The following is a 26,635-nucleotide window of genomic DNA, read 5'->3' on the forward strand; positions in this document are numbered from 1 at the left end:
TGAGGTTCAGGCAACGAGGCGGGTTTCGCCAGCGCCGTGCAGGTTGCTCACGCAACGACCACAAATCGTGGGGTGCGCGGCGTCATGGCCCACGTCGTCCACATAGTGCCAGCAGCGCTCGCATTTCGTGGCTTGGCTGGCTGCAACTTGCACGACCAATGCATCGCCTGCCTGCAAAGTCACTTTGGAGGTGATGAACACGAACTTGATGTCCGCGCCCAAGCTGGCCAGCAGGGCGTGGTCTGCAGCAGGCGCGGTCAAGGTGATTTCGGCTTGCAGCGACGCGCCCACCTGACCTGCGGTTCGCAGGTTTTCGATGTCCTTGTTCACCAGGTCACGGATGTCGCGGATGCGGGCCCACTTGGCGAGCAGATCTGCATCGGCCAAGCCGAAGTCGCTGAAGGTTTCGAGGAAGATGGATTCGGAGGTGCCGAAAGTCTTCCAGGCTTCTTCGGCCGTGAACGACAGGAAAGGGGCCATCCAACGCAGCATGCCGTGGGTGATGCGGTAGAGCGCGGTTTGGGCGCTGCGACGGGCCAGGCTCTTGGGCGCTGAGGTGTAGAGGCGGTCTTTGAGCACATCGAGGTAAAACGCACCCAGGTCTTCCGAGCAGTAGATCTGCAGCTTCGAGACCACGGGGTGGAACTCGTACTTGTCGAAGTGGGCGCGGATGTCGGCTTGCAACTCGGCGGCGCGGGCCAGGGCAAAGCGGTCGATTTCCAGCAGTTGGTCGTCGGGCACCGTGTCTGTGGCGGGGTCGAAGTCGCTCACGTTGGCCAGCAAGAAGCGCAAGGTGTTGCGGATGCGGCGGTAGGCATCCACCACGCGGGCCAGGATCTTGTCGTCGATGTTCAGGTCGCCCGAGTAGTCGGTGCTGGCCACCCACAGGCGTACGATCTCTGCGCCCATTTTGGTGTTGATGGTTTGTGGCTCGACGGTGTTGCCCAGGCTTTTGCTCATCTTGCGGCCTTGTCCGTCGGTGGCAAAGCCGTGCGTCAACAGGCCGCGGTAAGGGGCGCGGTCGTACAAGGCGCATCCCAAAAGCAGCGAGCTGTGGAACCAACCGCGGTGCTGGTCGTGGCCTTCCAGATAGAGGTCTGCCTCAGGACCCTCGGCATGGAAGGGCGCTACGCCATAGGCGTCTTTGTGGCTGGTGCGCAGCACATGCTGGAAGGTGGAGCCGGAGTCAAACCAGACTTCCAGAATGTCGGTGCTCTTGGTGTAGTGCGGCGCATCGGCTGCGCCCAAAATCTCTTCCACCGTCACGCGGCTCCAGGCTTCGATGCCGCCTTTCTCCACAATGTCGGCGGCCTGGTCCAGGATGGCCATGGTGTTGGGGTGTAACTCGCCACTGTCCTTGTGCAAGAAAAACGGCACGGGCACGCCCCATGAGCGCTGGCGCGAGATGCACCAGTCGGGGCGGTTGGCGATCATGTCGCGCAGACGCGATTTGCCGTTCTCGGGGTAGAAGCGGGTTTGCTCAATCGCATCCAAAGCCAGCTGGCGCAAGGTTTTGGGGGCCTTGTCTTGGGTAAATACGCCCTCGCCCTCGTCCATTCGCACAAACCACTGGGCGGCGGCGCGGTAGATGACGGGGGTTTTGTGACGCCAGCAGTGGGGGTAGCTGTGGGTGATGGTCACGGTGGACAAAAGTCGACCCGCATTTCGCAAGGCATCGAGCACCACCGGAATGGCTTTCCAGATGTGCAGGCCTCCAAACAGCGGGAAGTCGGCCGCGTAGGTGCCGTTGCCTTGCACAGGGTTCAGGATGTCGTCGTACTTCAGGCCGTTGGCGATGCAGGAGTTGAAGTCGTCCACGCCGTAAGCGGGCGAGGAGTGGACCAAGCCCGTGCCGTCGCTGTCGCTGACGTATTCGGCCAAGTACACGGGCGACAGGCGCTTGTAGCCCGTGTCCACGTCGTACAAGGGGTGGCGGAAGTTCAGACCGCCCAGAGCCGTGCCTTTGGCCGTGGCCAGCACCGTGCCGCCTTGCAGGCCAAAGCGCTCTAGGCATTTGTCCACCAGCGATTCGGCCAGCACCAGGCAGCCTTTGTCGGTTTGCACCAATGCATAAGTCAGCTCGGGGTGGGCGTTCAGAGCCTGGTTGGCGGGGATGGTCCAGGCGGTGGTGGTCCAGATCACGGCAAAGCCGCTTTGACCAGCGGGCAAGGCGGCGAGGCCAAAAGCGGCGGCCAGCTTGGCCGCGTCATCGGTTTCAAAGGCCACGTCCAGCGTGTCGCTTTGCTTGTCCTGGTATTCGATCTCGAACTCAGCGAGTGACGAGCCGCAGTCAAAGCACCAGTACACAGGCTTGAGGCCCCGGTAAACAAAGCCGCGCTCGATCACGCGTTTGAAGGCGCGGATTTCACCGGCCTCGTTGGCAGGATCCATGGTGCGGTAGGGGCGCTCCCAGTCGCCCAGCACGCCCAGGCGTTTGAAGTCTTCTCGCTGTTGGCCGATTTGCTCGGTGGCAAAGGCGCGGCTCTTGGCCTGCATGTCGTCGCGGCTCAGGTTGCGGCCGTGCAGTTTTTCGATCGCATTTTCGATCGGCAAGCCATGGCAGTCCCAGCCGGGGATGTATTGCGCATCAAAGCCCGCCAATTGTTTGGACTTGACGATCATGTCTTTCAGCACTTTGTTCAGCGCGTGGCCGATGTGCAGCTTGCCGTTGGCGTAGGGCGGGCCGTCGTGCAGAACGAACAGCGGGGCACCCTGGCGTGCGGCGCGCAGTTTTTTGTACAAACCACCGTCGTTCCACTCGCTCACCCAGCCCGGCTCGCGCTTGGGCAGGTCGCCGCGCATGGGAAACGGCGTGTCCATCATGTTGATGCGGGTGTCGGGGTTTTGGGTTTTGTCGTTCATGGTGCGTCAAGTCGAGAGGGCTTCGACAAGCTCAGCCCGAGCGGCGGGCCGTTCGGAGAGATCAAGAGAGGGTGGGCCGTGGAGGTCGTTTGCCCTGAGCCTGTCGAAGGCGGCAAACGAGGGCCGGAGCGTCAAATTCGGTCGCGGGTGGTTTGGCGGCTGGTTTCACCATGGCGCGAAGCAAACCAGGCTTGTGCGTCATCACAGTCTTTGGCAATCCCTTTTGTCAGGGCGTCCAGACCGTCGTACTTGAGTTCGTCGTGTAATTTATGCAGCAAGTCCACACGGATGATTTTACCGTAGCCCCCCTCGGCTCCCAGTTGGGCTGGCCAGTCGAAGGCATGCGTCTCCAGCAGCACACGCCCGCCGTTGACGTCATTCGGGTCGAGCGAGGGACGGATGCCCAAATTGGCCACGCCCTTCAGGGGTTGGTCGGCCAGGCCATGCACTTGAACCACAAAGATGCCGCTGGCGGCTGGCTTCCAATGCGCAAAACGCAAATTCAAGGTCCGAAAGCCATCGCCTGCTCCTTCTGCCGTGGCGGCCAGTTCGCGCCCGAGCTTGCGCCCGTGCACCACATGGCCGCTGATGCTGTAGGGCCGCCCGAGCAGGGCCTGCACCGCAGCCATGTCGCCCCGGTGAAGGGCCTCGCGAACGGCCGAGCTGGACACGCGCAGGCCGCGCACCTCGTAGCTGTTCATGCGGGCCACATCAAAGCCCAAGTTTTGCCCTGCCGCGTCGAGCATGGCGTAGTCGCCTGCACGTTGTGCACCAAAGCGGAAATCGTCGCCCACCAGCACATAGCGCACGCCCAGGCCCTGCACCAGCACTTGTTGGATGAAGTCTTCAGGCAATTGACCGGCCAGCCGGGCATCAAAGGGCAAAACCACCACCTGGTCGACCCCGCAGCGCTCGAGTTCTTGCAGTTTGTCGCGCAGCGTGGCGATGCGGGCCGGAGCCAGATCGGGCTTGTTCAGTGCCTTGGCAAAGTAATCACGCGGGTGGGGCTCGAAGGTCATCACGCAACTGGGCACACCCCGGTGCGCTGCTTCGCTGCGCAAGAGCGCCAGCATCGCTTGGTGACCGCGGTGCACGCCATCGAAGTTGCCAATGGTCAGGGCGCAGGCGGGGGCCAAGTCGGGGTGGTGGAAGCCTCGGAAAACCTTCATGTCGCTGCTCATGTCCTGCCTGTGCGCTGGGCCTGGCGCCAGCTTTCACGGTTTTGTCAATGTAAGAGGGTATATTGTGACTGAGCCCGATCGCTTCATCCTAGTCCCCCAAGGCTTGTGGGCCGATCGAGACGGTACATTTCGTGTCAGTGGTTTTTTAAACTGTTGGATGGAGGCGTCTGTGAAGGTTTTGAAACTCTCGGCCCAAGGCTTGCCGCAATCGTGGATCACGTTGGAGCAAGCTGTCACCCATTACGCGGCCGACGAGGTGCGCTGGGAGGCGGGCCAGCAAGTGGCCGTGTTCCATGGGGGGCACAACGCGCTCACCGGCCAGCAATCCATCATCACCGTCAACAGCATCATCGGCACCCATGGCGTGCCCCGCATCAACCCGTTTGACCTGGTATCGGGCTTGACCAATCCCAAGTTGTTTGTGCGCGATCGCAATGTCTGCGCCTATTGCGGCGGACATTTTCACGAATCGGTGCTGACCCGTGAGCACATTGTTCCCGTCAGCCAAAAAGGCCCTGACCACTGGATGAACGTGGTCACCGCTTGCCGCTCTTGCAACCACCGCAAAAGCAGCCGCACACCGGAGCAGGCCAACATGCCGCTGCTCTACGCGCCCTATGTGCCCAGCCTGTGGGAAGACTTCATCTTGCGCAATCGACGGATCCTGAGTGACCAAATGGCTTTCTTGATGGCGCATGTGCCCAAAAATTCTCGCTTGATGGCCTGATCCGGCGGCGCGGCTGCACGCCTTGCGTCAGACAGCAAAGCGCCGCATCATTCCACCCTGAATACAAAAGAATCCACAACGGCTGGCCTTTACGGCAATGGCCGGGTGATGGATTCATCAGGGAGACCCGCCATGCCTTACCCACCCTTGGCCTTGCGCCAGCAGTTTGCCAGCACGCCAGGCCTGAGCCGACGCGCCAGTTTGTCGGCGCTACTTTTGTCGCCGTGGCTGCTCAAACGTGCTCATGCCCAGGTCTTGCAGCCCGTGGACTCTGGCGGGCACCGCGGCGTTCAGCTCGCCATGTCCTGGCCCGCTGGCCGATCTCCACAAGGTTTTTGGGTGAGTGAGAAATTCGATGGCGTGCGGTCCGTTTGGGATGGGCGCGTTTTGCGCTTTCGCAGTGGCCGCATCATCGCGGCCCCAGTTTGGTTTCTGTCGGCGCTGCCCCAGGTCGCGCTTGACGGCGAGTTGTGGATGGCGCGGGGGGCCTTTGACCGGCTCTCTGGCGTGGTGCGCCAAGCCGAGCCCGACGACGAGGCTTGGCGGGCGGTCAAGTACCTGGTGTTTGACGCACCCGGTCATGCCGCCCCGTTTGCGCAGCGCGTGGCATTGGTGCAATCCACATTGGCGCAAGCGCAGCAGCCTTGGCTGATGCCGGTCGCGCAGCGCGAGGTGAACGACGCTCGCGCTTTGCAGGTCTTGTTGGAGGAGACGGTGCGCCAAAGTGGCGAGGGGCTGATGCTGCACCGCGCCGATGCCTTGTGGCAGCCGGGCCGCACCGACGCGTTGTTCAAGCTCAAACCCGAGTTGGACGAAGAGGGCCTGGTGGTGGGCCACCAGCCAGGCAAGGGGCGTTTGTTGGGCATGACCGGGGCTTTGCTGGTGCAAATGCCGTCGGGCCAGCGCTTTGCCCTAGGATCTGGCCTGAGCGATGCCCAGCGCCGCAACCCGCCACCCGTGGGGGCTTGGGTCACGTACCGGTACCGCGAGCGCACACCCTCTGGTTTGCCGCGTTTTGCTTCTTTTGTGCGGGTACGGGAGCCGGAGTGAGCATGTAAAAAGGCCCCTCTCGGGGCCTTCTTGTGGGTCTGCTCATTCAGAACATGCTGGTCTTGAGCCGCAAGGCGGGAGGGCAGCGCGTTTCGGGCTCAGAGGCGCTTCGCTTTGCCACATCGCCCGACCCGCGCCGCCCTCCCGCCTTGCTTGGGTTCCTGGTTCGCCTCAGGCGAACACGCCTGCCGTCTCTTGCATGCGGGCCGACACTTCACCCAACTGGTGCAGGGTGTCGCCAAAGGTCATGTCCAGCTGCGTCAACTTCTTGAAGTAGTGGCTGGCGATGTACTCGTCGGTGACGGCAATGCCGCCGTGCAGCTGCACCGCCTGCTGGCCGATGAAGCGCATGGACACGCCCAACTGGTACTTGGCGCGGGCCAAGGCGCGGCGGCGCTCGTCGGCGGGGGCATGCAATTTCAGGCTGGCGTAGTAACTCATCGAGCGGCCCAGCTCCAGCTGCATCTTCATGTCGGCCACGCGGTGGCGCAGAGCCTGGAAGCTGGCGATGTTCACGCCGAACTGCTTGCGGGTGTTCATGTAGTCCACGGTGATGGCCAGGGTCTTGTCCATCACGCCCACAGCCTCGGCGCAGGCGCAGGCGATGCCCACGTCCACGGCTTCTTCCAAAGCGGTCAGGCCGTTCAAGGTGATCAGCTGCGCGGGCGCTTGGCTGAGCACCACCTCGGCGGCGCGTGAGCCGTCTTGCGTGATGTAGGCCTGAGTGCTCACGCCGCTGGCGCTGCGCTCAACCAAGAACAAAGCGATTTGGCCGTTGACGGTGGCGGGCACCACAAAAGCGTCGGCCTGGTCGCCTACGGCCACCACGCTCTTGGTGCCGCTCACCGTCCATGTGTCGCCAGATTCGCTGGCCTGTGCGGCGCAACGGTTCAGCTGATAGCGGGCACCGCGTTCTTGCTGCGCCAACACGACGATGGCTTCGCCTGCCGCCATGCGGGGCAACCAAGCGGCTTGCAGGGCTGCAGGGGCGTGGGTTTGCAGCGTGGCGCTGCAGATCAGGGTCTGGGTCAGGGGTTCGAGCACGATGCCGCGCCCGAGCTCTTCCATCGTGACCATGGCTTCGGTCGGGCCCATGCCCATACCGCCGTGCTCTTCGCTCACGTACAGGCCCGTCAGGCCCAACTCGGCCATTTCGCCGTAAGCGGCGCGGTCAAAACCGCCCGCAGCGACGATGGCGCGGCGGCGGTCAAAGTCATAGCCCTTGTCCACCCATTTGCGCACCGCGTCACGCAGTTGTTCCTGGTCGTCAGAAAAATCGAAATCCATGTGTGTCTCCTTAACCCAGAACTGTCTGAGCGACGATGTTGCGTTGCACTTCGTTGCTGCCGCCGTAAATGGTGGTCTTGCGCATGTTGAAGTAGTTGGCGGCCAGGGGCGCGTTGGCCACCACGCCACCGGGGAAGTCGCCTTGCCAGCCCGCGTCCATGGCTTCGAAGATGAAGGGCAGGGCAAAGGGGCCCGCAGCCTGCATCATCAGCTCGGTGTAGCGCTGCTGGATTTCGCTGCCTTTGATCTTCAAGAGGCCCGCGATGTCGAGCGAGTTCTTGCCTGACTTTTCAGCCGACAAGACGCGCAGCACCAGCATTTCCAGGGCGACGATGTCGACTTCGAGCTTGGCTATTTCGTCACGGAAACGCAGGTCGTCATAGACGCCTTCGGTTTTGGCAATGCGCTTCAAACGCTCCAACTCGCGTTTGGCGCGGTTGACGTCAGCGATGTTGGTGCGCTCGTGGGCCAGCAGGTGCTTGGCGTAGTTCCAGCCCTTGTTTTCTTCACCAATCAGGTTTTCAGCAGGCACTTCGACGTTGTCAAACCAGACCTCGTTGACTTCGCACTCGCCGTCCAGTAGCTTGATGGGGCGCACGGTGATGCCGGGCGACTTCATGTCGATCAGCAAGAAGGAAATGCCGGTTTGGGGCTTGCCCTCGGTGCTGGTGCGCACCAGGCAGAAAATCCACTCACCGTATTGGCCCAAGGTGGTCCAGGTTTTTTGGCCGTTGACGATGTATTTGTCGCCTACGCGCTCGGCGCGGGTTTTGAGGGAAGCCAAGTCAGAGCCGGAGCCTGGCTCGCTGTAACCCTGGCTCCACCAGACTTCGCCGCTGGCGATGCCGGGCAAAAAGCGCTGTTGCTGCTCGGCGTTGCCAAAAGCCATGATCACCGGGGCCACCATCACCGGGCCAAACGGCACCACGCGGGGGGCACCGGCCAGGGCGCATTCTTCTTCAAACAAATGCTTTTGCACGGCGGTCCAGCCGGGGCCGCCAAACTGCGTGGGCCAACCCCAGCCCAGCCAGCCTTTCTTGCCCAAAATTTTGGCCCAGCGCTGCATGTCCTCACGCGTCAGGCGCATGGCACTGTGCACTTTTTGTGAAATGTCGGCGGGCAAGTTGTCCTTGACCCAAGTGCGGATCTCGTCGCGAAACGCGACTTCGTCGGGGGTGAATGCCAAATCCATGGGGGAGTCTCTCCGTTGGGTGTGGGAATTTTTGAGTGCAGTTCAAGCAAAATCAAACGACCGTGCTTTTTATCACGCGCAGACCGATTCGGCTTGTCCTTGGTGCGACAAACGCCAAGAGACTTTCAGTGAGCAGGGATAATCCGTCCCTTCATGAGAAACATCGTCATTCTGATTTCGGGCTCGGGCTCCAACATGGCTGCCATCGTGCGTGCGGCAGAGCAGGACCGCTGGGCCGAGCGCTTGAACGCCCGGGTGGCCGCCGTGCTGAGCAACCGGGCCGATGCCCAAGGCTTGGCCTTCGCCCAAGACCGCGGCCTATTCACCCAGGTCTTGGACCACAAGGCTTTTGCCAACCGCGAAGAGTTTGATGCTGCCTTGATGGCCGAAATCGACCGGCATGCGCCTGCTTTGGTGGTGCTGGCGGGTTTCATGCGCATCTTGACCCCCGGTTTTGTGGCGCACTACGCCGGACGCTTGCTCAACATCCACCCCTCCTTGTTGCCCGCTTTCCCGGGGCTCAACACGCACCAACGGGCGATCGATGCCGGCTGCCGCTTTGCCGGTGCCACGGTCCACCAAGTCACGGCCGAGTTGGACCACGGCAGCATCGCGGCGCAGGCGGTGGTGCCGGTGCTTCCAGACGACACCGCCGAGTCACTGGCAGCGCGTGTGCTCACCCAAGAGCACCTCATTTATCCGCAGGCGGTCGCTCAGTTTTTGGCTCAATCGCCGATGCGTTCAAAGCGCGGTTGAACTTTGCCATTGAACTCGGCCACCTCGGCAAACATGGCGGCAGGCCTGACCCACAGGCCTTGTTCGCCATAAAGCGCTTGGTAAAGCGTCATGGGTTGCAGGTCTTCGCTGTGGCGAACGGTGCCCAGTACGCGGTACTGGCCACCTTTGTAATGGCGGTAAAGGCCTTGAGGCGTTTCGATCAGGGGCGGCAAAGTTTCAGACATGGTTTTCCTGTTGAGGTTCTGAGCGGGCCTTCTGGATGGGACAATACGCCCCTATGCATCCAAAAGCCCTGTTAGATGCCTGCGCCGATTTGGTCAGGCTGGTCCTCCAATTTGAACACCCCGCTGACGCCGTCGTGTCTCGGTATTTCCGCGAACACCGCTCTTTGGGCCCCCGCGAACGCGCCACCTTGGCCGAAACCGCTTTTGCCGTACTGCGCAAAAAACTGCTGTTCGAGCAGTTGGCCCGCTCGGGTTCGGGCGCCAAAGAGCGCAAGCTGGCGATTTTGGGCTTTTTTGGCCCGCGCGATTTTCTGGCCTCAGCGCTGAATGACACCGAGAAAAAATGGCTCGCGACCTGTGACGCCATTCCGGTCGACGCCCTGATGGCCCCGCACCGCCACAACCTGCCCGAGTGGATGGCGCAAGCCCTCCAAGCCCAGTTGGGTGAGGATTTCTGGGACTTGGCCGAACACCTGCAACAACCTGGCACTTTGGATTTGCGCGTGAACATGCTCAACGCCAAGCGCAGCGACATCCAAAAAGAGCTGGCGCAAGCGGGCATCCCTTCTGAGATCACGCCTTATTCGCCCTGGGGTCTGCGCCTGCAAGGCAAACCCGCCTTGCAAAAAACCGACGCCTTCACACGGGGCGCATTCGAAGTTCAAGACGAAGGCTCTCAGTTGTTGGCCTTGCTGGTTGATGCGCACCGGGGCGAGATGGTGGTGGACTTTTGCGCGGGCGCAGGCGGCAAAACGCTGGCGCTGGGCGCGGCCATGCGCAGCACAGGCCGTTTGTACGCTTTTGACGTGTCCGGCCACCGCCTCGATGCCCTCAAACCCCGCATGGCCCGCAGTGGCTTGTCGAACGTGCATCCGGCGGCCATTGCGCATGAGCGCGACGACCGCGTGAAACGTCTGTCGGGCAAGATCGACCGCGTGTTGGTCGACGCACCTTGCTCAGGCTTGGGCACTTTGCGCCGCAACCCCGACTTGAAATGGCGGCAAAAGCCCCAAGCTGTGCAGGAGTTGACCGAAAAGCAGCAAGCCATCCTGCAAAGTGCCTCGCGCATGGTCAAGTCGGGCGGCCGTTTGGTGTATGCCACCTGCAGCGTGTTGCCCGAGGAAAACGAGTTGATCGCACAAGCCTTCAGCGCCGCCAACCCGGACTTTGTCCCTCTGAACGTGGCCCAAGAGCTGGACAGGCTCAAAGTGCCCGACGCAGCCAGCCTGTGCTCACCGGCCCCATCGGGCGATGCCCACCCCGATGCCTCGCCTGCCGGCACATTCCTCAGGTTGTGGCCCCATCGCCATGCCACGGATGGGTTTTTCGCCGCAGCATGGGTTAAAAAGTAATCTTTTGAAGCCCTTGATGGCCGAATTCGGTCGAAAACGCTGTCCTTTTTGGGGCGGCAAACTTAAAATCTTTGAATTGCCTGGATTCAGGCGCCTGTAGAAAGACAGACTCATGTTGTTGCCTGATTGGGCTTTTTTGGATGCCGTGGTTCACTGGATGGGCCATGGGCTGTTTGATTTCTCTTGGTGGCAAATGGTGTTGATCACCTTGGGCTTGACCCACATCACCATCGCCAGCGTCACGATTTTCCTGCACCGCCACCAAGCGCACCGCGCCTTGGACCTGCACGCGATCCCTTCGCACTTTTTCCGTTTCTGGCTGTGGCTGACCACGGGCCAAGTGACCAAAGAGTGGGCAGCCATTCACCGCAAGCACCACGCCAAATGCGAGCAAGCCGAAGACCCGCACAGCCCCCATGTCCACGGCATCAAAACCGTTTTGTTCACAGGCGCTGAGCTGTACCGCAAGGAATCAAAGAACCTGGAAACCATCAAGCGGTTCGGCCACGGCACGCCTGACGACTGGATCGAGCGCAACCTCTACACCCGCTTTTCTTGGCAGGGTGTTGCCCTGATGCTGATCATCGATGTGGCGATGTTTGGCTTTTTGGGCCTGACCGTCTGGGCTGTGCAAATGGCCTGGATCCCGATCACAGCGGCCGGCATCATCAACGGTGCGGCCCACTACTGGGGTTACCGCAACTTTGAGGCACACGATGCCAGCACCAACATCTCGCCTTGGGGCATCCTGATTGGTGGTGAAGAGTTGCACAACAACCACCACACTTACCCCACGTCGGCCAAGTTGTCGGTCAAACCTTACGAGTTCGACATCGGTTGGTTGTACATCCGCATGCTCGAAACTTTGGGCATGGCCACCGTCAAAAAGACGCCTCCTCGTCTGGCTTATGGCGACATCCGCCCTGTGGCCGACGAGAAAACCCTCGAAGCCTTGATCGCCAACCGTTACGAAGTGATGGCGGGTTATGCACGCAACGTCAAAGCCGTGATGCAGCAGGAAGCTGACAAGCTCAAACTGGACGCCAGTGTGGTGCAAGCGGCTCAGCGCTGGTTGCACCGCGATGCGGCCAAGGTTCCAGCGGCGGCGCAAGCCCAGCTCAAGCAAGCACGCGATGCCAGCCCCGTCCTCGACAAGATGGTGCAAATGCGCGAAGAGTTGAGCCAGATTTGGCTGAACACCTCGCATTCACGCGAGCAATTGGCTGCCGACCTGCAAGCCTGGTGCCGCCGCGCCGAAGAAAGTGGCATTGCCGCTTTGCGTGACTTCTCGGTCAAGTTGCGGGCTGTTCGCCAAGCGGCCTGATCTTTTGGGGCAACCATTCCAACAGGGCCTTCGGGCCCTGTTTGCTTTGTGGTCACAGTGTTTTGATGACAGTGCTCAGGCGCGTGAGACCCCCCTGCGCAGCTTGATCTCCGGTCTGGCCCGTGAAACCTTTTGAAAATGTCGCTGCGCGCATCAATGAATGTCGAACCATGAAGGCCTGACTTGCATAAAGTCCAGGTCGGTGCTCTTAGGTCCGAGGCCTGATGTGTGTAAGGCGGGTCTTGTCCAATGTTTTTACCCATGAAAAAACCCGCCAGAGGCGGGTTTTTTGCGAGGGGCTCAGGCCGAATCACTTCAGCTTGATTTCCTTGTATTCAACGTGCTTGCGAGCTTTGGGGTCGAACTTCATGATCGACATTTTCTCGGGCATGGTTTTTTTGTTTTTGCTGGTCGTGTAGAAGTGACCAGTGCCAGCTGTGGATTCCAGCTTGATTTTTTCGCGTCCGCCTTTGGTTGCCATGGTGTATGACTCCTAATGTTCTGGGTTTAGGCTTGACCGCGTGCACGCAGGTCTGCGAGCACGGCATCGATGCCGTTTTTGTCGATCAGGCGCAGAGCGGCGCTGGAGACGCGCAGACGCACCCAACGGTTTTCTGTTTCAACCCAGAAACGACGGTATTGCAGGTTCGGCAGGAACCGGCGCTTGGTTTTGTTGTTGGCGTGGGAAACGTTGTTCCCTGTCATTGGGCCTTTGCCCGTTACGTCGCAAACGCGTGCCATGTGGACACTCCGATACTTTTTAAACAGCCGGTGCCGATGGGTCTCATGCAGATTTGCACGGGGCCTGGCGCTCCAGCCTCACCTCGCCAAGATGGGTGGCGGTATCCCAGATCGCTGGTTCCGTGATCCCGAATGAAAATCCGGGCAGTTCCAGCAAAGCCTTGAATTATAGCCAGAAAGCGGGGGCTTTTTTGTTGTAAGCCTTGAAGCTTGGGGAGTTTTGCCCTTGGTGGGTGGGCGCAGGGGGTGACTGCTGGGGTTCAGAGGCGCTTCGCTTTGCCACATCACCCCGGCATGCACCCCCTGCGCCCATTTGCAATCCGTTGGCAAGAATACTCAGGTCCGCAGGGCTTCAACCGTTGTGCTGTTCCAAGAAACGCTGCGCATCGAGTGCGGCCATGCAGCCCGTGCCGGCGCTGGTGATGGCCTGGCGGTACACGTGGTCTTGCACGTCGCCTGCAGCGAACACGCCGGGCACGGATGTCTGCGTGGCAAAGCCCTTCAAGCCGCTTTGGGTCACGATGTAACCGTTTTCCAGGGTCAGTTGGCCCTCGAAGATGTCGGTGTTGGGTGCATGGCCAATGGCGATGAAGCAGCCCTTGAGTTCGACATCGTGCAGGCTGCCGTCTTTGGTGCTTTTCAGGCGAATGCCGGTCACGCCCGAGGCGTCGCCCAGCACTTCTTCCAGGGTCTGGAAGGTTTTGAGTTCGATCTTGCCTGCGGCGACCTTGTCCATCAGCTTGTCCACGAGGATGGGTTCTGCTTTGAACTTGTCGCGGCGATGGACCAGATAGACTTTGCTCGCGATGTTGGACAGGTACAGGGCTTCCTCGACGGCGGTGTTGCCGCCGCCCACCACGCAGCAGACCTGGTCGCGGTAGAAAAAGCCGTCGCAGGTGGCGCAGCCACTCACGCCGCGGCCCATGAAGGCGGTCTCGGACGGCAGGCCCAGGTATTTGGCCGATGCGCCCGTGGCGATGATCAGGCTGTCGCAGGTGTAGATGCCGCTGTCGCCGATCAGGGTGAAGGGGCGCTGCTCCAACTGGACGGTGTGGATGTGGTCAAACACGATTTGGGTGTTGAAGCGCTCGGCATGCTCTTGAAAGCGTTGCATCAGGTCGGGGCCCTGCACGCCGTGCACGTCGGCGGGCCAGTTGTCCACCTCGGTGGTGGTCATCAGTTGGCCGCCCTGGGCCATGCCGGTGATCAAAAGGGGTTTCAGGTTGGCGCGGGCAGCGTAAACGGCGGCGGTGTAACCAGCAGGGCCGGAGCCTAAGATCAGGACTTGGGCATGTTGTGTGGGGGTCGTCATAAAAAAGCTATCCGGTCATCAAGATAAAGGGCGTGGAAAAAATTCCACAGATATGCATTGTAAGAAACCCCCAAACACAACGGGCATCAAGGCTTTGTTGCTGGGCCTGCGCATGATCGCCCTCCGGGCTTGCGGGGCTGAGGGCCCGGCATGTGGGCGCATGATGGCTGCGCCCGATCGGGCCTTGATCGGGTAAGCTTGACACTTCATTTATGACTTACTCACTGAACACCTTGACACGAGATGGCGCTGGCGTGGCTTCACCTGCGCCTCAGAAGCTGTGGTCACGTTTTGCCCAGGAAATTCTCTTGCTGCTGGGGGCAGGTCTGCTTTTGTTTTTGACAGTGGCTCTGTGGAGTTATCACCCCCAAGATCCAGCATGGTCCACTTCGGGCAGCGGTGAGGCTGTGCGCAATGGGGTGGGGCGCTGGGGCGCTTTGATCTCGGATTTGGCTTATTTTCTGATGGGATTTTCTGCTTGGTGGTGTGTGGCGGCAGGTTGGCGGGTCTGGTTGGTGGCTTTGGCCAAGTGGTTGCGTGGCGCAGGCCCGCAAGACACTTTGGAGCAGCCCATTTGGCAGCGCAGTTTGTGGGTGTTCTGGGGGGGGCTGGTGGTGTTGCTCTTGGCCAGTTGCGGCCTGGAGTGGACGCGCCTGTACCGTCTTGAATCGGCCTTGCCTGGGCACAGCGGCGGGGTTCTGGGTTATTTGGTGGGGGCGGCGGCTGCGCGCGGACTGGGCTTCAACGGCTCTGCCCTGTTGGGCATCGTGCTGGTCTTGGTGGGTGTAGCCATGGTGTTTCGTTTTTCTTGGGGGCAGTTGGCTGAAAAAATCGGCGCTCGTCTCGATGCCTTGATTCAGTCGCGGCATGAAAAACGCGAGATCGAAGAAGACTTGGCTTTGGGTCAGCAGGCTTTGCGCGAACGCCAGCAGGCCCTCTCACCTCAGGCCATCGAGCCCGAGTGGGATTTGGGTCTGCCCGTCCATGATTCGCCCGATGGCCAGCTGGACTTGCCGCCGGTGCCGGTCAGCAAACCTGCCCCTCGCGTCATTGAGCCGCCCGTGATGGAGGTGCCGCGCAGTGACCGTGTGGTCAAGGAGCGCCAAAAACCCCTGTTCAACGAGCTGCCCGACAGCAAGTTGCCGCAGGTGGATTTGCTCGACAGCCTGTCTATCCGGCAAGAAACGGTTTCGCACGAGACGCTGGAGATGACCAGCCGCTTGATCGAGAAAAAGCTCTCTGATTTTGGGGTCAAAGTGCGCGTGGTGGCGGCGGCCCCTGGCCCGGTGATCACACGCTATGAGATCGAGCCAGACACGGGCGTCAAGGGCTCGCAGGTGGTGAACCTGGCCAAAGACCTGGCGCGTTCGCTCAGCCTGGTGTCCATCCGGGTGATTGAGACGATTCCGGGCAAAAATTTCATGGCGCTGGAGTTGCCCAACGCCAAGCGCCAGTCGATCAAGCTCAGTGAAATTTTGGGCTCTCAGGTCTACCACGAGGCCAAGTCCATGCTGACCATGGGCCTGGGCAAAGACATCATCGGCAACCCGGTGGTGGCCGATCTGGCCAAGATGCCGCATGTGCTGGTGGCCGGCACGACCGGCTCCGGCAAATCGGTCGGTATCAACGCCATGATTTTGTCGCTGCTGTACAAGGCCGAGGCCCGTGATGTGCGGCTCTTGATGATCGACCCCAAGATGCTGGAGATGTCGGTCTATGAAGGTATTCCGCACCTACTGGCCCCGGTGGTGACCGACATGCGCCAGGCGGCGAACGGTTTGAACTGGTGCGTGGCCGAGATGGAAAAGCGCTACAAGCTGATGAGCAAGATGGGCGTGCGCAACTTGGCCGGATACAACCAGAAAATTGACGAAGCCACGGCACGCGAAGAGTTCATCTACAACCCCTTCAGCCTGACACCCGACGATCCTGAGCCGCTCAAGCGCCTGCCGCACATTGTGGTGGTGATCGACGAGTTGGCCGATTTGATGATGGTGGTGGGCAAGAAGATCGAAGAGTTGATTGCACGTTTGGCCCAGAAGGCCCGTGCTGCTGGCATCCACCTGATTTTGGCCACCCAACGCCCCAGCGTGGATGTGATCACGGGCCTCATCAAGGCCAACATTCCGACCCGTATTGCTTTTCAGGTGTCGAGCAAGATCGACAGCCGCACCATCCTCGACCAGATGGGTGCAGAAGCCCTGCTCGGCATGGGTGACATGTTGTACATGCCCTCCGGTACCGGTTTCCCGATCCGGGTGCACGGCGCATTTGTGAGCGACGAGGAAGTGCACCGGGTGGTGAATTACCTCAAGAGCCAGGGCGAGCCCGACTACATCGAAGGCGTGCTCGAAGGCGGCACCACAGACGACGATGGTGGCATGCTGGGCGAGGGCGACAACGGCGAGAAAGACCCGATGTACGACCAGGCCGTGGAGGTCGTTTTGAAGAACCGCAAGGCCAGCATTTCGCTGGTGCAGCGCCACCTCAAGATTGGCTACAACCGCGCGGCCCGCTTGGTCGAAGACATGGAAAAAGCAGGTCTGGTCAGCGCCATGAGTGGCAGTGGTCAGCGTGAGATTTTGGTGCCCGCAAGGGCAGAGTGAAACGAATGACAAACTTTCTTGGGCAACGCCGCGCTATTTTGGTGATCGGTGCATGGGCTTTGGGGTTCATGGCCTTGACCGTGCAGGCCGACAGCGTGGACTTACTGGCCCAGTTCATGAAGCAGGCCCGTAGCGGTAGAGCTGACTTCACCCAGGTGGTCACCTCGCCCAGTCGCCCGGGTCAGACCCCGCGCGCCAAGACATCGAGTGGTCGCTTCGAGTTCCAGCGCCCCGGTAAATTCCGGTTTGACTACCGCAAGCCTTTTGTGCAAACCCTGGTGGCCGATGGCCAGACCTTGTGGCTGCACGATGTGGACCTGAACCAGGTCACGGCCCGTGCGCAGTCGCAGGTGTTGGGCTCAACGCCGGCCGCTTTGCTCACGGCTGCGTCTGATTTGCAGGCCCTCAAAGCCGATTTCAAGTTCAGTGCAGAGCCCGATCAGGGCGGTCTGCATTGGGTCAGAGCCACCCCCCAATCGCCCGATGGGCAAATTCGCGCCGTGATGGTGGGCTTGCGTGCAACGGCCTCCGGCCCCGAGCTGGCCGTGCTCGACGTTCAGGACAGCCTGGGCCAGCGCTCCTTGCTGACTTTCACGGGCTTTGAGCTCAATCCGGCCTTATCCGCCAGCACCTTTGTGTTCAAAGCCCCGGCGGGCGCGGACGTCATTCGCCCTTGATGCGGGCCGGGTGCCAGTGAAAGCCGCCAGTTTGTCGCCCCAAGCCCCCCTGGCCGAGCGCTTGCGTCCGCGGCACTTGGGTGAGGTGATTGGCCAGCAGCATTTGTTGGGCGAGGGTATGGCTTTGCGCTTGGCCTTTGAGTCGGGTCAGCCCCACAGCTGCATTTTGTGGGGGCCGCCGGGCGTGGGCAAAACCACCATCGCCCGTTTGATGGCCGACGCGTTTGACGCGCAATTTTTGAGCATCAGCGCGGTTTTGGGCGGCGTCAAAGACATCCGCGAAGCGGTGGAGAAAGCCGAAGCCGCCCGCACAGGCTTGCACCCGCAGCGCACCATCATGTTCGTGGACGAGGTGCACCGCTTCAACAAAAGCCAGCAAGACGCGTTTTTGCCGCATGTGGAAAGCGGCCTGTTCACGTTCATTGGGGCCACCACCGAGAACCCTTCGTTTGAGGTGAACTCGGCCTTGCTGTCGCGGGCAGCGGTGTATGTGCTGCAGCCCTTGACCGAGGAAGACCTGCAAAGCATCGTGCTGCGGGCGCAGGCCATACAAGCCATCCCCACGATCGAGCCGGATGCGTTGGCCCGCTTGCTGGCCTATGCCGATGGGGATGCCAGACGCTTGCTCAACACGCTGGAAACATTGGCCATGGCGGCGAGGCAGGAAAGTATCGACCCGGTGACCGATACCTGGTTGATGCGCGTGCTGGGCGAGCGCATGCGCCGCTATGACAAAGGTGGCGAGCAGTTCTACGACACGATCAGCGCCCTGCACAAATCGGTGCGCGGCTCGGACCCGGATGCCGCCCTGTATTGGTTTGTGCGCATGCTCGATGGTGGTGCGGACCCGCGCTACATGGCGCGGCGACTGATCCGAATGGCCAGCGAAGACATCGGCTTGGCCGATCCGCGAGCGCTGCGCATGGCGCTGGATGCGGCCGAGGTCTACGAGCGCTTGGGCAGCCCCGAGGGTGAGTTGACGCTGGCGCAGTGTGTGATTTACCTGGCCGTGGCCCCCAAATCCAATGCCGCTTACAAGGCTTTCAACCAGGCCAAGGCTTGGGTCAAAAAAGACGGTACCCGTCCTGTGCCCATGCATTTGCGCAATGCGCCCACCCAGCTCATGAAGCAGCTGGACTACGGCAAGGGCTACCGCTATGCCCACGACGAGGAAGACGGCTTTGCTGCGGGCGAGCGTTATTTGCCAGAGGGCATGCCCGAACCGGGTTTCTACAAACCGGTTCGCCGGGGTTTAGAAATCAAAATTGCCGACAAATTGGAAGAACTGCGAAAGAAAAATGCGGCCACAGGGTAATTCCTGACGGTAATGAATACTGACGAGATCCTTTCTTTCACTACAATCCCGCCACCCCGCCCGGTGTCGCATGAATCTGGCGGGGTTTTTGCTAGTGGTCTGGTGCGCCCACAAGGTGTCGCCCGGCTCGAGAACAACAACCGACGCGAAGAACTGTTAAGCGCAGTTCAAAACACGGAGAAATTTATGGACGTCTTTCTGCAGCAGGTCATCAACGGCCTGGTCATGGGCAGCATGTATGCCTTGGTGGCCTTGGGCTACACCATGGTGTACGGCATCATTAACCTGATCAACTTTGCGCACGGTGAAGTGCTGATGGTGGGCGCTCTGACGAGCTGGTCGGCCATCGGCATGATGCAAGACGCCATGCCCGGGTCTCCCGGCTGGGTCATACTGATTTTGGCCACGATGATCGCCTGCGTTGTTGCCGCGGTGCTCAACTTCACCATCGAAAAAGTCGCTTATCGACCTCTGCGCAACAGCCCCAAGTTGGCCCCCCTGATCACGGCCATTGGCATGAGCATCTTGCTGCAGACATTGGCCATGATCATCTGGAAGCCCAACTACAAGGCTTATCCGACACTGTTGTCCAGCACCCCCATTCAAATGGGCAATGTGGTCATCACGCCCACCCAAATCATGATTTTGGGCGTCACAGCCGTGTCGCTGGCCATCTTGATGTGGCTGGTCAACTACACCCGATTGGGCCGCGCCATGCGCGCCACTTCCGAAAATCCGCGCGTGGCCGCCTTGATGGGCGTCAAGCCCGACATGGTGATTTCGGCCACCTTCGTGATTGGTGCGGTGCTCGCTGCCATTGCAGGCGTGATGTATGCGTCCAACTACGGCACTGCGCAACACGCCATGGGCTTTTTGCCTGGGCTCAAGGCCTTCACCGCGGCTGTATTTGGCGGCATTGGCAATCTGGCTGGCGCCGTCATTGGAGGCATCTTGCTGGGCCTGATTGAAGCCATTGGCTCGGGCTACATCGGTTACCTCACGGGGGGTGTGCTGGGCAGCCATTACACCGATATTTTTGCGTTCATTGTCTTGATCATTGTGTTGACCCTGCGCCCTTCGGGCCTCATGGGTGAACGTGTGGCCGACCGCGCTTGATGGAGCTGAATATGAAAATGAACAAGACGCTTCAATTCGCCTTGCTCGGTGCGGGCCTGTTGATCTTGCCTCTGGTGCTGCAGAGTTTTGGCAACGCTTGGGTGCGCATCGCCGACATGGCCTTGCTCTATATTTTGCTGGCCATTGGTCTGAACATTGTGGTGGGCTATGCGGGGTTGCTCGATTTGGGCTACGTGGCCTTTTTTGCAGTGGGTGCCTACATGTACGGCTTGCTGTCCTCGCCGCACCTGATCAGCACCTTCACCACCATGGCCAGTACATTTCCTGATGGCTTGCACATGTCCATCTGGCTGATCTTGCCTTTGGCTGCGGCCTTGGCGGGTTTGTTTGGCATGTTGCTAGGGGCGCCGACGCTCAAGCTGCGTGGTGACTATTTGGCCATCGTGACTTTGGGTTTTGGTGAAATCATCCGAGTGTTTTTGAACAACCTGGACCATCCGGTCAACATCACGAACGGCCCCAAGGGCTTGTCGCAGATCGACCCCATCTCGATCTTTGGTGTGAACCTGGGCCAAAAGCTGATGATCGGCGACTTCGAAATCGCTTCGGTCTCGCTGTACTACTACCTGTTCCTGAGTTTGGTCTTGATCACCATCATGATCTCGCACCGCCTGGAGGTGTCGCGCATTGGCCGCGCCTGGATGGCCATTCGTGAAGACGAAATCGCCGCCAAGGCCATGGGCCTGAACACCCGGAACCTCAAACTGCTGGCCTTCGGCATGGGCGCCACTTTTGGTGGTGTCTCCGGCGCCATGTTTGCCGGTTTCCAAGGCTTCATCTCGCCCGAATCTTTCAGCCTGATGGAGTCGGTCATGATTGTGGCCATGGTGGTCTTGGGCGGTTTAGGCTATTTGCCGGGTGTGATTTTGGGCGCCATCTTGTTGTCGGCCTTGCCCGAGGTGCTGCGCTACGTGGCCGGCCCCTTGCAGGAGATGACGGGGGGCCGCCTGGATGCGGCCATCCTGCGCCAGTTGTTGGTGGCGTTGGCCATGATCGTGATCATGTTGATGCGGCCTCGCGGGCTGTGGCCTTCGCCTGAGCATGGCCAATCGCTCAAGACGAAATGAAGGAGCAGACCATGAATCCAACAGCGAACAAAGACACGGTCCTCCATGTTTCCGGCATTTCCAAGCGCTTTGGCGGTTTGCAAGCCCTGTCAGACGTGGGCATCACCATTCAGCGCGGACAGGTCTATGGCTTGATCGGCCCCAACGGCGCGGGCAAGACCACCTTCTTCAACGTGATCACGGGCCTGTACACGCCTGACAGCGGCACCTTCGAGCTGGCGGGCAAGCCTTACCAGCCCACCGCGGTGCACGAAGTGGCCAAGGCGGGCATTGCCCGCACTTTCCAGAACATCCGCTTGTTTGCCGAAATGACGGCCCTCGAGAACGTGATGGTGGGCCGCCATGTGCGCACCCATTCGGGTTTGCTGGGCGCGATTTTTCGCACACCCGGCTTCAAAGCCGAGGAAGCCGCCATTGCGCAGCGTGCGCAAGAGCTGCTCGACTATGTGGGCATTGGCAAATATGCTGACTTCAAGGCCCGCACGTTGTCCTATGGCGACCAGCGCCGCTTGGAAATCGCCCGCGCCTTGGCCACAGATCCGCAATTGATTGCGCTGGATGAACCCGCTGCCGGTATGAACGCGACCGAGAAGGTGCAGCTGCGCGAGTTGATCGACCAGATCCGCAAAGACAACCGCACCATCTTGTTGATCGAACACGATGTGAAGTTGGTCATGGGCTTGTGTGACCGCGTCACCGTGCTCGACTACGGCAAGCAAATCGCCGAAGGCACGCCTGCCGATGTGCAGAAAAATGACAAAGTGATTGAGGCCTATCTGGGCACGGGAGGGCACTGAGATGGCCAATGTTCTTTTGAAAGTCAAAGACCTGCAGGTGGGCTACGGCGGCATTCAGGCCGTGAAGGGCGTGAGCCTGGACGTTCGCGAAGGCGAGCTTGTGTCGCTGATCGGCTCCAACGGTGCGGGCAAAACCACCACCATGAAAGCCATCACGGGCACTTTGCCATTACAAGCCGGTGACATCGAGTACCTGGGCAAGAGCATCCAGGGCCAAGGCCCTTGGGACCTGGTCAAACAAGGCCTGGCCATGGTGCCCGAAGGCCGTGGCGTGTTCACCCGAATGACCATCACCGAGAACCTGCAAATGGGCGCGTACATCCGCTCAGACACCAAAGGCATTGCGGACGACATCGAGAAAATGTTCACCATCTTCCCGCGTTTGCGCGAGCGCAAGGACCAGCTGGCGGGCACCATGTCCGGTGGCGAGCAGCAAATGCTGGCCATGGGCCGTGCCCTGATGAGCCGCCCCAAGGTCTTGCTGCTGGACGAGCCGTCCATGGGCTTGTCGCCCATCATGGTCGACAAGATCTTCGAGGTGGTGCGCGATGTGTACGCCCAAGGCGTGACGGTGCTGCTGGTGGAGCAAAACGCCAGCCGCGCGCTGGCCATTGCCGACCGCGGTTATGTGATGGACTCTGGTCTCATCACCATGACGGGTGTGGGCAAAGACATGTTGCAAGACCCCAAGGTGCGTGCAGCCTACCTGGGTGAGTGAGTTGCCACCCGCACAGCAAAAAGCCCGGCTCGCCGGGCTTTTTGCATTTTGGGTTTGAGCCTATCGTTAACTGCGGTGTTTGACAGAGCTGGTATTTGCCTGAAAAGACCCGTGAAGTCTCATGCGGGTCTACCCTGCTTGCAACTTCAAGACTTGGCTTTGTCAGCCTCGGAGGTGAACGAATCGGCGTAAAACTCTTCTTCCGGCAAACCGCCGAGCGCCACATAGTCGCGCTTGGCCGAATCCACCACGATGGGGGCGCCGCAGGCATAAACCTGTTGACCCGACAAGTCCGGGAAGTCCTGCAGCACGGCTTGGTGCACAAAGCCGGTGCGGCCGCTCCAATTGTCTTCGGCTTCAGCGTTCGAGATCACGGGCACGTAGCGCAGGTTCGGCATGTCAGCCAAGCGGGCCTCTATCCAGTCGGCCATGTACAGGTCGGCCGGACGGCGGCCGCCCCAGTACAGCGTGGCGGGGCGGTTGATGCCACGGTGCTGCATGTGCTCGATCAGCGCCTTGATGGGGGCAAAGCCCGTGCCCGAGGCCAACAGCACCATGGGCTTGTCGCTGTCTTCTCGCAGGTAAAAACTGCCGTACGGGCCTTCGGCGCGCAGGATGTCTTTTTCCTTCATGGTGGTGAACACTGGGTCGGTGAACTTGCCGCCGGGCATGTGGCGGATGTGCAGCTCCACCGTGGGGGGGGCCACTTCGAGGGTGTGTGGCGCATTGGCCATGCTGTAGCTGCGGCGCGAACCGTCACGCAGCAAAAATTCGATGTACTGGCCTGCGTGGAACTTCATCACATCGTTGGCAGGCAGTTGCAGTTTCAGCACGATCACGTCGTGTGACTTCTTCTCCAGACTGACCACGCGCACCGGCATTTTCTTGACGGGCAGTCCGCCTTCGGCCGTGACTTGCTTCGATTCGAGTACCACATCGCTTTGGGCGGTGCCGCAGCAAGTCAGCACAAAACCCTGAGCCTCTTCCTCGTCACTCAGGGCTTTGGCCTGGTGTGGGCCATGCACCACGGTGCCCGAGATCTTCTTGCATTTGCAGGAACCGCAAGCGCCGTCCTTGCAGCCGTAGGGCAAACCAATGCCTTGGCGGATGCCGGCGGCGAGCAGGGTTTCGTTGTCATCGGCGGAGAAGCTGCGGCCACTGGGCTGCACGGAAATTTGAAAGCTCATCTTTTGGGTATCCTAGAGGGCTCGTGACTGAACCGGGACCCCTGATTTTGCCTTCAAACCAAACCCCCTTGGGCGCACGGCCTGCCCGCTTTCGCCGTCAACGCGTTTTGATCGTGGGCTGTGGCGATGTGGGTTTGCGAACCGCTGGCCAGCTGGGTGCGCCACAAAGCCAGCGTGTTCGTCTGATGGCGCTGACCTCTTCGCCCGAGCGCGTGCGCTTGCTGCGGGCCTGCGGCATCACCCCTTTGCAAGGCAACTTGGACGATGCGGCCAGTTTGAAGCGCTTGGCGGGCATCGCGCACCGGGTGATCCATTTGGCCCCGCCGCCCACCGACCGCCAAGGCGCCTCGGACCGCGATCCGCGCAGCTTGGCTTTGGTTCGAGCTTTGCGTTTGCGCACTGCTCCACAAGCCTTGGTCTATGGTTCGACCACCGGTGTTTATGGCGACTGCGCCGGGCAGCGGGTGGATGAAACGCGTACTGTGAACCCCCACACCCCCCGCGCCCAGCGCCGGGTCGATGCCGAGAACCTGATGCGGTTTTTGGGGCGCAGTGGCGTACGGGTGAGTGTTTTGCGCATCCCCGGTATTTACGCCCCCGACCGCGAAGGCGGCACGCCGCGTGAACGCTTGCTCAGGGGCACGCCCGTGCTGGTGGCCAAAGAAGACGTTTTCACCAACCACATCCACGCCAACGATCTGGCCCGCGCCTGCGCTGCTGCTTTGTGGCGCGGCAAGCCGCAGCGCGTGGTCAACTTGACCGACGACACCGATTTGAAAATGGGCGACTACTTTGACCTGGCCGCCAGCCTTTACGGCTTGCCCAAACCGCCCCGCATTTCGCGTGGCGACGCCAACACCGCGCTGCCCTTGATGCTGCTGAGCTTCATGAGCGAGTCCCGGCGGCTGGACAACACCCGCATGAAAAAAGAGTTGAAAGTCCGCTTGCGTTACCCCCATGTGCGTGACGGCCTGAGCCCGCAAGGCGCTTTGTTTTCGGGGGCGCGATGACTTCCCTGCGCATCGACAAATGGCTGTGGGCGGCCCGTTTCTACAAAACCCGCAGCCTGGCCAGCGAGGAGATCGGCAAGAACCGAGTGCAGGTCAACGGCCAGGACGCCAAACCGTCCAAAGAGGTCAAACCCGGCGACACGGTGTGCCTGCGCCAAGGTGCTGTGGAGCGCACGGTCGTGGTGCAAGGTTTGAGCGGCGTGCGTGGCCCAGCCCCTGTGGCGCAGCTGCTTTACACAGAAACGCCAGAGAGCATCGAAGCCCGTCAAAAGGCGGCCGAGCAAAACCGCCTGGCCCGCGAGCCCGCGCTCAGCATCGAACAAGGCCGCCCCACCAAGCGCGATCGCAGGCAGATCGAGCGCAACTGGAATGACCGTTGGAGTGCGGGGATCGATTGATCTGGAAAACCCAAGAAAAAAGCCGCAAGTTGCGAGAACTTGCGGCTTTGCTCTGGTGCCCGGGGCCGGACTCGAACCGGCACGCCTTGCGGCGGGGGATTTTGAGTCCCCTGATGTATTTATTTTGCAATGTTGATGGTTGTTGATATACTCTATAAAAATCAATAACTTGCGCAAAAATACTGCATGTAATAACAGTATCACTTGTTGATTGATATTCGTCTAAATCGGCATACATGGCATACATGGCGCATACATGGAGTATCAACATCATGGCAAGAGCATCTAAGGCAACAGCGCCAGACCTGAGCAAAAACCAACGCCTGACTGTGGACAGCATTGATCGCCTGCGCTGCCCTGATGGAAAGCAGCAGGCATTCATGCGCTGCGCTGAGGTCAACGGCTTGCAGGTGCGTGTGACCGCCGCCGGGTCCAAGTCTTACGTGTACCAACGCAAGGCCAACGGGCAAAGCCTGCGTATGACCATTGGGGCCGTGTCGGCATGGTCCATTGCTGATGCGCAAAAAGAGGCACGCCGGTTGGCCGTGACACTGGACAAGGGCGATGACCCGCGCCAAATTGCCCGCGACAAGCAAGCAGCTAAAGCCGCTGCCCGTGCCGAACAGGATCGCGCCGCCAATTACACCTTTGCCAACTTGATGGCCGCTTATGCAAACGAGTTGGAGCGACAAGGCAAGACCTCACATACCAAGGTCCGGGCCATGATGCGCTTGCATCTGGTGGAAGGCTGGCCAGAACTTGCCAACACACCCGCCAACAAAGTGACCGCTGAACAAGTGGCCGACTTGCTGCGTGGCCTGAGTGAAGCAGACAAGAGCCGAACTGCTGGAAAGGTGCGAAGCTACACACGCGCTGCCTTTGAGATGGCCCGTACCGCCAAGCTGAACCATGAAGTGCCCGTTCACTTCAAAGGATTCGAGGTCAAACACAATCCCGCCGCTGAGACCGTGGCCATCAAGTTGGAGACCGACAAAAACCCTTTGAAGCCAGCACACCTGCGCCAGTATTGGCAAGCCATCGAAAAGCTGCCCGGGGTCCAAGGTGCAGCCCTTCGCCTTCATCTGCTGACAGGTGGACAGCGCATTGAGCAACTGCGTTTGTTGGTCCGGTCCAACGTCAAGCCCGGGGCTTTCACGCTGCTGGACGCGAAGGGCAGGGCAGGCCGTGGGGCAAGATCGCACACTGTGCCACTGAATGCCGCCGCTCGAACCGCTATGGCTGAACTGCTGGCTCTGAACGCTGGGGGTGATTACCCGCTATCGGTAACAGGTGGCAAAACTCCAATCAGTGCCAAAGCCTTCGCTGAGTGGGCCAAAGCCGCCGCCTCAGGCATCGAATGGCAAGACTTGGGTGAACCCGTGGGGCAGTTTCAAGCCAAGCGCCTAAGGTCCGGGGTAGAGACGACACTGGCCAGTTTGCGCGTGAGCGAAGACATTCGAGGACACCTGCTGAGCCATGGCGTGAAGGGGGTGCAAGCTGCTAGCTATGACGGGCACGACTACGAACCCGAAAAGCTGGAAGCTCTAGACACACTGCACCGACATTTGACCGAGACCAGCGCCAGCGTGGTGCATATATCAGCAAGGGTGGCGGCGTAATTCATTGATCGCCGCCTGACCATTTTTGCCCCAGCTAGGCCCGATTGCAACCCGGGCCGAAAAGTCGGAAACCTTCGCCGACCTCCTGGGGCGCCTCACTTTTGAAGGGTGCCT

General features: G+C 60.4%; 24 protein-coding genes. 15 read left to right on the forward strand and 9 right to left on the reverse strand.

Going from position 1 to position 26,635, the window contains the following annotated elements; all coding sequences use genetic code 11:
- Positions 1–6: 6 nt before the first annotated feature.
- A complete protein-coding gene (ileS, locus tag B9Z50_RS11155) occupies positions 7–2,862 on the reverse strand; it encodes an isoleucine--tRNA ligase (RefSeq protein ID WP_108364300.1) in 2,856 nt (951 codons plus the stop codon).
- Positions 2,863–2,993: 131 nt separating this feature from the next.
- A complete protein-coding gene (locus B9Z50_RS11160; RefSeq protein WP_108364422.1) occupies positions 2,994–4,031 on the reverse strand; it encodes a bifunctional riboflavin kinase/FAD synthetase in 1,038 nt (345 codons plus the stop codon).
- A gap of 181 nt (positions 4,032–4,212) precedes the next feature.
- Between B9Z50_RS11160 and B9Z50_RS11165 the strand changes: the two genes are divergently transcribed.
- Together B9Z50_RS11165 and B9Z50_RS11170 are read left to right on the forward strand one after the other, a co-directional pair.
- Positions 4,213–4,770, forward strand: coding sequence for an HNH endonuclease (locus tag B9Z50_RS11165; protein WP_108364424.1), 558 nt, complete (start codon positions 4,213–4,215; stop codon positions 4,768–4,770).
- Between the two features lie 132 nt (positions 4,771–4,902).
- Positions 4,903–5,820, forward strand: coding sequence for a DNA ligase (locus B9Z50_RS11170; protein WP_108364302.1), 918 nt, complete (start codon positions 4,903–4,905; stop codon positions 5,818–5,820).
- Between the two features lie 171 nt (positions 5,821–5,991).
- On the opposite strand, the gene B9Z50_RS11175 is transcribed toward B9Z50_RS11170, so the two are convergent.
- Together B9Z50_RS11175 and B9Z50_RS11180 are read right to left on the reverse strand one after the other, a co-directional pair.
- Positions 5,992–7,107 carry an acyl-CoA dehydrogenase family protein gene (locus B9Z50_RS11175; protein WP_108364304.1) on the reverse strand — a complete coding sequence of 372 codons (1,116 nt, stop codon included), beginning with the start codon at positions 7,105–7,107 and terminating at the stop codon, positions 5,992–5,994.
- A gap of 10 nt (positions 7,108–7,117) precedes the next feature.
- Positions 7,118–8,299: an acyl-CoA dehydrogenase family protein gene (locus B9Z50_RS11180; RefSeq protein ID WP_108364306.1), complete on the reverse strand. Its 1,182-nt coding sequence runs from the start codon at positions 8,297–8,299 to the stop codon at positions 7,118–7,120.
- Between the two features lie 153 nt (positions 8,300–8,452).
- On the opposite strand from B9Z50_RS11180, the gene purN reads away from it, so the two are divergent.
- Positions 8,453–9,055, forward strand: coding sequence for a phosphoribosylglycinamide formyltransferase (gene purN, locus B9Z50_RS11185; RefSeq protein ID WP_108364308.1), 603 nt, complete (start codon positions 8,453–8,455; stop codon positions 9,053–9,055).
- On the opposite strand, the gene B9Z50_RS11190 is transcribed toward purN, so the two are convergent.
- Complete coding sequence (locus B9Z50_RS11190) at positions 9,025–9,261, reverse strand: DUF1653 domain-containing protein (protein WP_108364310.1); 237 nt, start codon at positions 9,259–9,261, stop codon at positions 9,025–9,027. The two genes, purN and B9Z50_RS11190, sit on opposite strands and share 31 nt — an antisense overlap.
- 53 nt (positions 9,262–9,314) lie before the next feature.
- On the opposite strand from B9Z50_RS11190, the gene B9Z50_RS11195 reads away from it, so the two are divergent.
- On the forward strand, positions 9,315–10,613 hold the full coding sequence (locus B9Z50_RS11195; RefSeq protein ID WP_108364312.1) for an RsmB/NOP family class I SAM-dependent RNA methyltransferase: 1,299 nt from the start codon (positions 9,315–9,317) through the stop codon (positions 10,611–10,613).
- Positions 10,614–10,725: 112 nt separating this feature from the next.
- Positions 10,726–11,937: a fatty acid desaturase gene (locus B9Z50_RS11200; RefSeq protein ID WP_108364314.1), complete on the forward strand. Its 1,212-nt coding sequence runs from the start codon at positions 10,726–10,728 to the stop codon at positions 11,935–11,937.
- Between the two features lie 310 nt (positions 11,938–12,247).
- On the opposite strand, the gene rpmG is transcribed toward B9Z50_RS11200, so the two are convergent.
- The 3 genes from rpmG to trxB form a co-directional block, all read right to left on the reverse strand.
- A complete protein-coding gene (gene rpmG, locus B9Z50_RS11205; RefSeq protein ID WP_006298735.1) occupies positions 12,248–12,418 on the reverse strand; it encodes a 50S ribosomal protein L33 in 171 nt (56 codons plus the stop codon).
- Positions 12,419–12,444: 26 nt separating this feature from the next.
- Positions 12,445–12,678: a 50S ribosomal protein L28 gene (gene rpmB, locus B9Z50_RS11210; RefSeq protein ID WP_026039317.1), complete on the reverse strand. Its 234-nt coding sequence runs from the start codon at positions 12,676–12,678 to the stop codon at positions 12,445–12,447.
- A gap of 352 nt (positions 12,679–13,030) precedes the next feature.
- Entirely contained in the window at positions 13,031–13,990 is a 960-nt protein-coding gene (gene trxB, locus B9Z50_RS11215) for a thioredoxin-disulfide reductase (protein WP_108364316.1), read from the reverse strand.
- Positions 13,991–14,202: 212 nt separating this feature from the next.
- On the opposite strand from trxB, the gene B9Z50_RS11220 reads away from it, so the two are divergent.
- From B9Z50_RS11220 to B9Z50_RS11250, 7 genes are all read left to right on the forward strand, one after another.
- A complete protein-coding gene (locus B9Z50_RS11220; protein ID WP_108364318.1) occupies positions 14,203–16,596 on the forward strand; it encodes a DNA translocase FtsK in 2,394 nt (797 codons plus the stop codon).
- A gap of 68 nt (positions 16,597–16,664) precedes the next feature.
- The gene (gene lolA, locus B9Z50_RS11225) at positions 16,665–17,273 is read left to right on the forward strand and encodes an outer membrane lipoprotein chaperone LolA (protein WP_108364426.1); all 609 of its coding nucleotides are present in this window, start codon (positions 16,665–16,667) and stop codon (positions 17,271–17,273) included.
- 16 nt (positions 17,274–17,289) lie between these two features.
- Positions 17,290–18,588, forward strand: a complete 1,299-nt coding sequence (locus tag B9Z50_RS11230; RefSeq protein ID WP_108364320.1) for a replication-associated recombination protein A — start codon at positions 17,290–17,292, stop codon at positions 18,586–18,588.
- Positions 18,589–18,774: 186 nt separating this feature from the next.
- Entirely contained in the window at positions 18,775–19,704 is a 930-nt protein-coding gene (locus tag B9Z50_RS11235) for a branched-chain amino acid ABC transporter permease (protein ID WP_108364322.1), read from the forward strand.
- An 11-nt stretch (positions 19,705–19,715) separates the two neighbouring features.
- Positions 19,716–20,792 (forward strand): ABC transporter ATP-binding protein, encoded by a 1,077-nt coding sequence (locus B9Z50_RS11240; protein ID WP_108364428.1) that lies wholly within the window; start codon positions 19,716–19,718, stop codon positions 20,790–20,792.
- Positions 20,789–21,589 carry an ABC transporter ATP-binding protein gene (locus tag B9Z50_RS11245; protein WP_199221728.1) on the forward strand — a complete coding sequence of 267 codons (801 nt, stop codon included), beginning with the start codon at positions 20,789–20,791 and terminating at the stop codon, positions 21,587–21,589. Before B9Z50_RS11240 ends, B9Z50_RS11245 begins: the two co-directional genes overlap by 4 nt.
- A gap of 1 nt (position 21,590) precedes the next feature.
- Entirely contained in the window at positions 21,591–22,307 is a 717-nt protein-coding gene (locus B9Z50_RS11250; protein ID WP_108364324.1) for an ABC transporter ATP-binding protein, read from the forward strand.
- Positions 22,308–22,453: 146 nt separating this feature from the next.
- Here the strand turns inward: B9Z50_RS11250 and B9Z50_RS11255 are convergent, their stop codons facing one another.
- Positions 22,454–23,494, reverse strand: a complete 1,041-nt coding sequence (locus B9Z50_RS11255) for a CDP-6-deoxy-delta-3,4-glucoseen reductase (RefSeq protein ID WP_108364326.1) — start codon at positions 23,492–23,494, stop codon at positions 22,454–22,456.
- Between the two features lie 47 nt (positions 23,495–23,541).
- Here B9Z50_RS11255 and B9Z50_RS11260 point away from each other — a divergent pair, with 47 nt between their 5' ends.
- From B9Z50_RS11260 to B9Z50_RS11270, 3 genes are all read left to right on the forward strand, one after another.
- Positions 23,542–24,504 carry an SDR family oxidoreductase gene (locus B9Z50_RS11260; RefSeq protein ID WP_108364432.1) on the forward strand — a complete coding sequence of 321 codons (963 nt, stop codon included), beginning with the start codon at positions 23,542–23,544 and terminating at the stop codon, positions 24,502–24,504.
- Positions 24,501–24,902 (forward strand): RNA-binding S4 domain-containing protein, encoded by a 402-nt coding sequence (locus B9Z50_RS11265; protein ID WP_108364328.1) that lies wholly within the window; start codon positions 24,501–24,503, stop codon positions 24,900–24,902. Before B9Z50_RS11260 ends, B9Z50_RS11265 begins: the two co-directional genes overlap by 4 nt.
- Before the next feature lie 272 nt (positions 24,903–25,174).
- Positions 25,175–26,521, forward strand: a complete 1,347-nt coding sequence (locus tag B9Z50_RS11270; RefSeq protein ID WP_158270663.1) for an integrase family protein — start codon at positions 25,175–25,177, stop codon at positions 26,519–26,521.
- Positions 26,522–26,635 lie beyond the last annotated feature (114 nt).

The sequence above is a fragment of the Limnohabitans sp. Bal53 genome, from assembly GCF_003063355.1.
In the GTDB taxonomy this organism is placed as follows: Bacteria; Pseudomonadota; Gammaproteobacteria; order Burkholderiales; family Burkholderiaceae_C; genus Limnohabitans_A.

Excerpts from the sequence above, each read along its gene's own strand:
- ileS (WP_108364300.1), bottom strand. The coding sequence starts at position 2,862 with ATGAACGACAAAACCCAAAACCCCGACACCCGCATCAACATGATGGAC.
- B9Z50_RS11160 (WP_108364422.1), bottom strand. The coding sequence starts at position 4,031 with ATGAAGGTTTTCCGAGGCTTCCACCACCCCGACTTGGCCCCCGCCTGC.
- B9Z50_RS11170 (WP_108364302.1), top strand. The coding sequence starts at position 4,903 with ATGCCTTACCCACCCTTGGCCTTGCGCCAGCAGTTTGCCAGCACGCCA.
- B9Z50_RS11175 (WP_108364304.1), bottom strand. The coding sequence starts at position 7,107 with ATGGATTTCGATTTTTCTGACGACCAGGAACAACTGCGTGACGCGGTG.
- B9Z50_RS11180 (WP_108364306.1), bottom strand. The coding sequence starts at position 8,299 with ATGGATTTGGCATTCACCCCCGACGAAGTCGCGTTTCGCGACGAGATC.
- purN (WP_108364308.1), top strand. The coding sequence starts at position 8,453 with ATGAGAAACATCGTCATTCTGATTTCGGGCTCGGGCTCCAACATGGCT.
- B9Z50_RS11190 (WP_108364310.1), bottom strand. The coding sequence starts at position 9,261 with ATGTCTGAAACTTTGCCGCCCCTGATCGAAACGCCTCAAGGCCTTTAC.
- B9Z50_RS11195 (WP_108364312.1), top strand. The coding sequence starts at position 9,315 with ATGCATCCAAAAGCCCTGTTAGATGCCTGCGCCGATTTGGTCAGGCTG.
- B9Z50_RS11200 (WP_108364314.1), top strand. The coding sequence starts at position 10,726 with ATGTTGTTGCCTGATTGGGCTTTTTTGGATGCCGTGGTTCACTGGATG.
- rpmG (WP_006298735.1), bottom strand. The coding sequence starts at position 12,418 with ATGGCAACCAAAGGCGGACGCGAAAAAATCAAGCTGGAATCCACAGCT.
- rpmB (WP_026039317.1), bottom strand. The coding sequence starts at position 12,678 with ATGGCACGCGTTTGCGACGTAACGGGCAAAGGCCCAATGACAGGGAAC.
- trxB (WP_108364316.1), bottom strand. The coding sequence starts at position 13,990 with ATGACGACCCCCACACAACATGCCCAAGTCCTGATCTTAGGCTCCGGC.
- B9Z50_RS11220 (WP_108364318.1), top strand. The coding sequence starts at position 14,203 with ATGACTTACTCACTGAACACCTTGACACGAGATGGCGCTGGCGTGGCT.
- lolA (WP_108364426.1), top strand. The coding sequence starts at position 16,665 with ATGGCCTTGACCGTGCAGGCCGACAGCGTGGACTTACTGGCCCAGTTC.
- B9Z50_RS11235 (WP_108364322.1), top strand. The coding sequence starts at position 18,775 with ATGGACGTCTTTCTGCAGCAGGTCATCAACGGCCTGGTCATGGGCAGC.
- B9Z50_RS11240 (WP_108364428.1), top strand. The coding sequence starts at position 19,716 with ATGAAAATGAACAAGACGCTTCAATTCGCCTTGCTCGGTGCGGGCCTG.
- B9Z50_RS11245 (WP_199221728.1), top strand. The coding sequence starts at position 20,789 with ATGAAGGAGCAGACCATGAATCCAACAGCGAACAAAGACACGGTCCTC.
- B9Z50_RS11250 (WP_108364324.1), top strand. The coding sequence starts at position 21,591 with ATGGCCAATGTTCTTTTGAAAGTCAAAGACCTGCAGGTGGGCTACGGC.
- B9Z50_RS11255 (WP_108364326.1), bottom strand. The coding sequence starts at position 23,494 with ATGAGCTTTCAAATTTCCGTGCAGCCCAGTGGCCGCAGCTTCTCCGCC.
- B9Z50_RS11265 (WP_108364328.1), top strand. The coding sequence starts at position 24,501 with ATGACTTCCCTGCGCATCGACAAATGGCTGTGGGCGGCCCGTTTCTAC.
- B9Z50_RS11270 (WP_158270663.1), top strand. The coding sequence starts at position 25,175 with ATGGCAAGAGCATCTAAGGCAACAGCGCCAGACCTGAGCAAAAACCAA.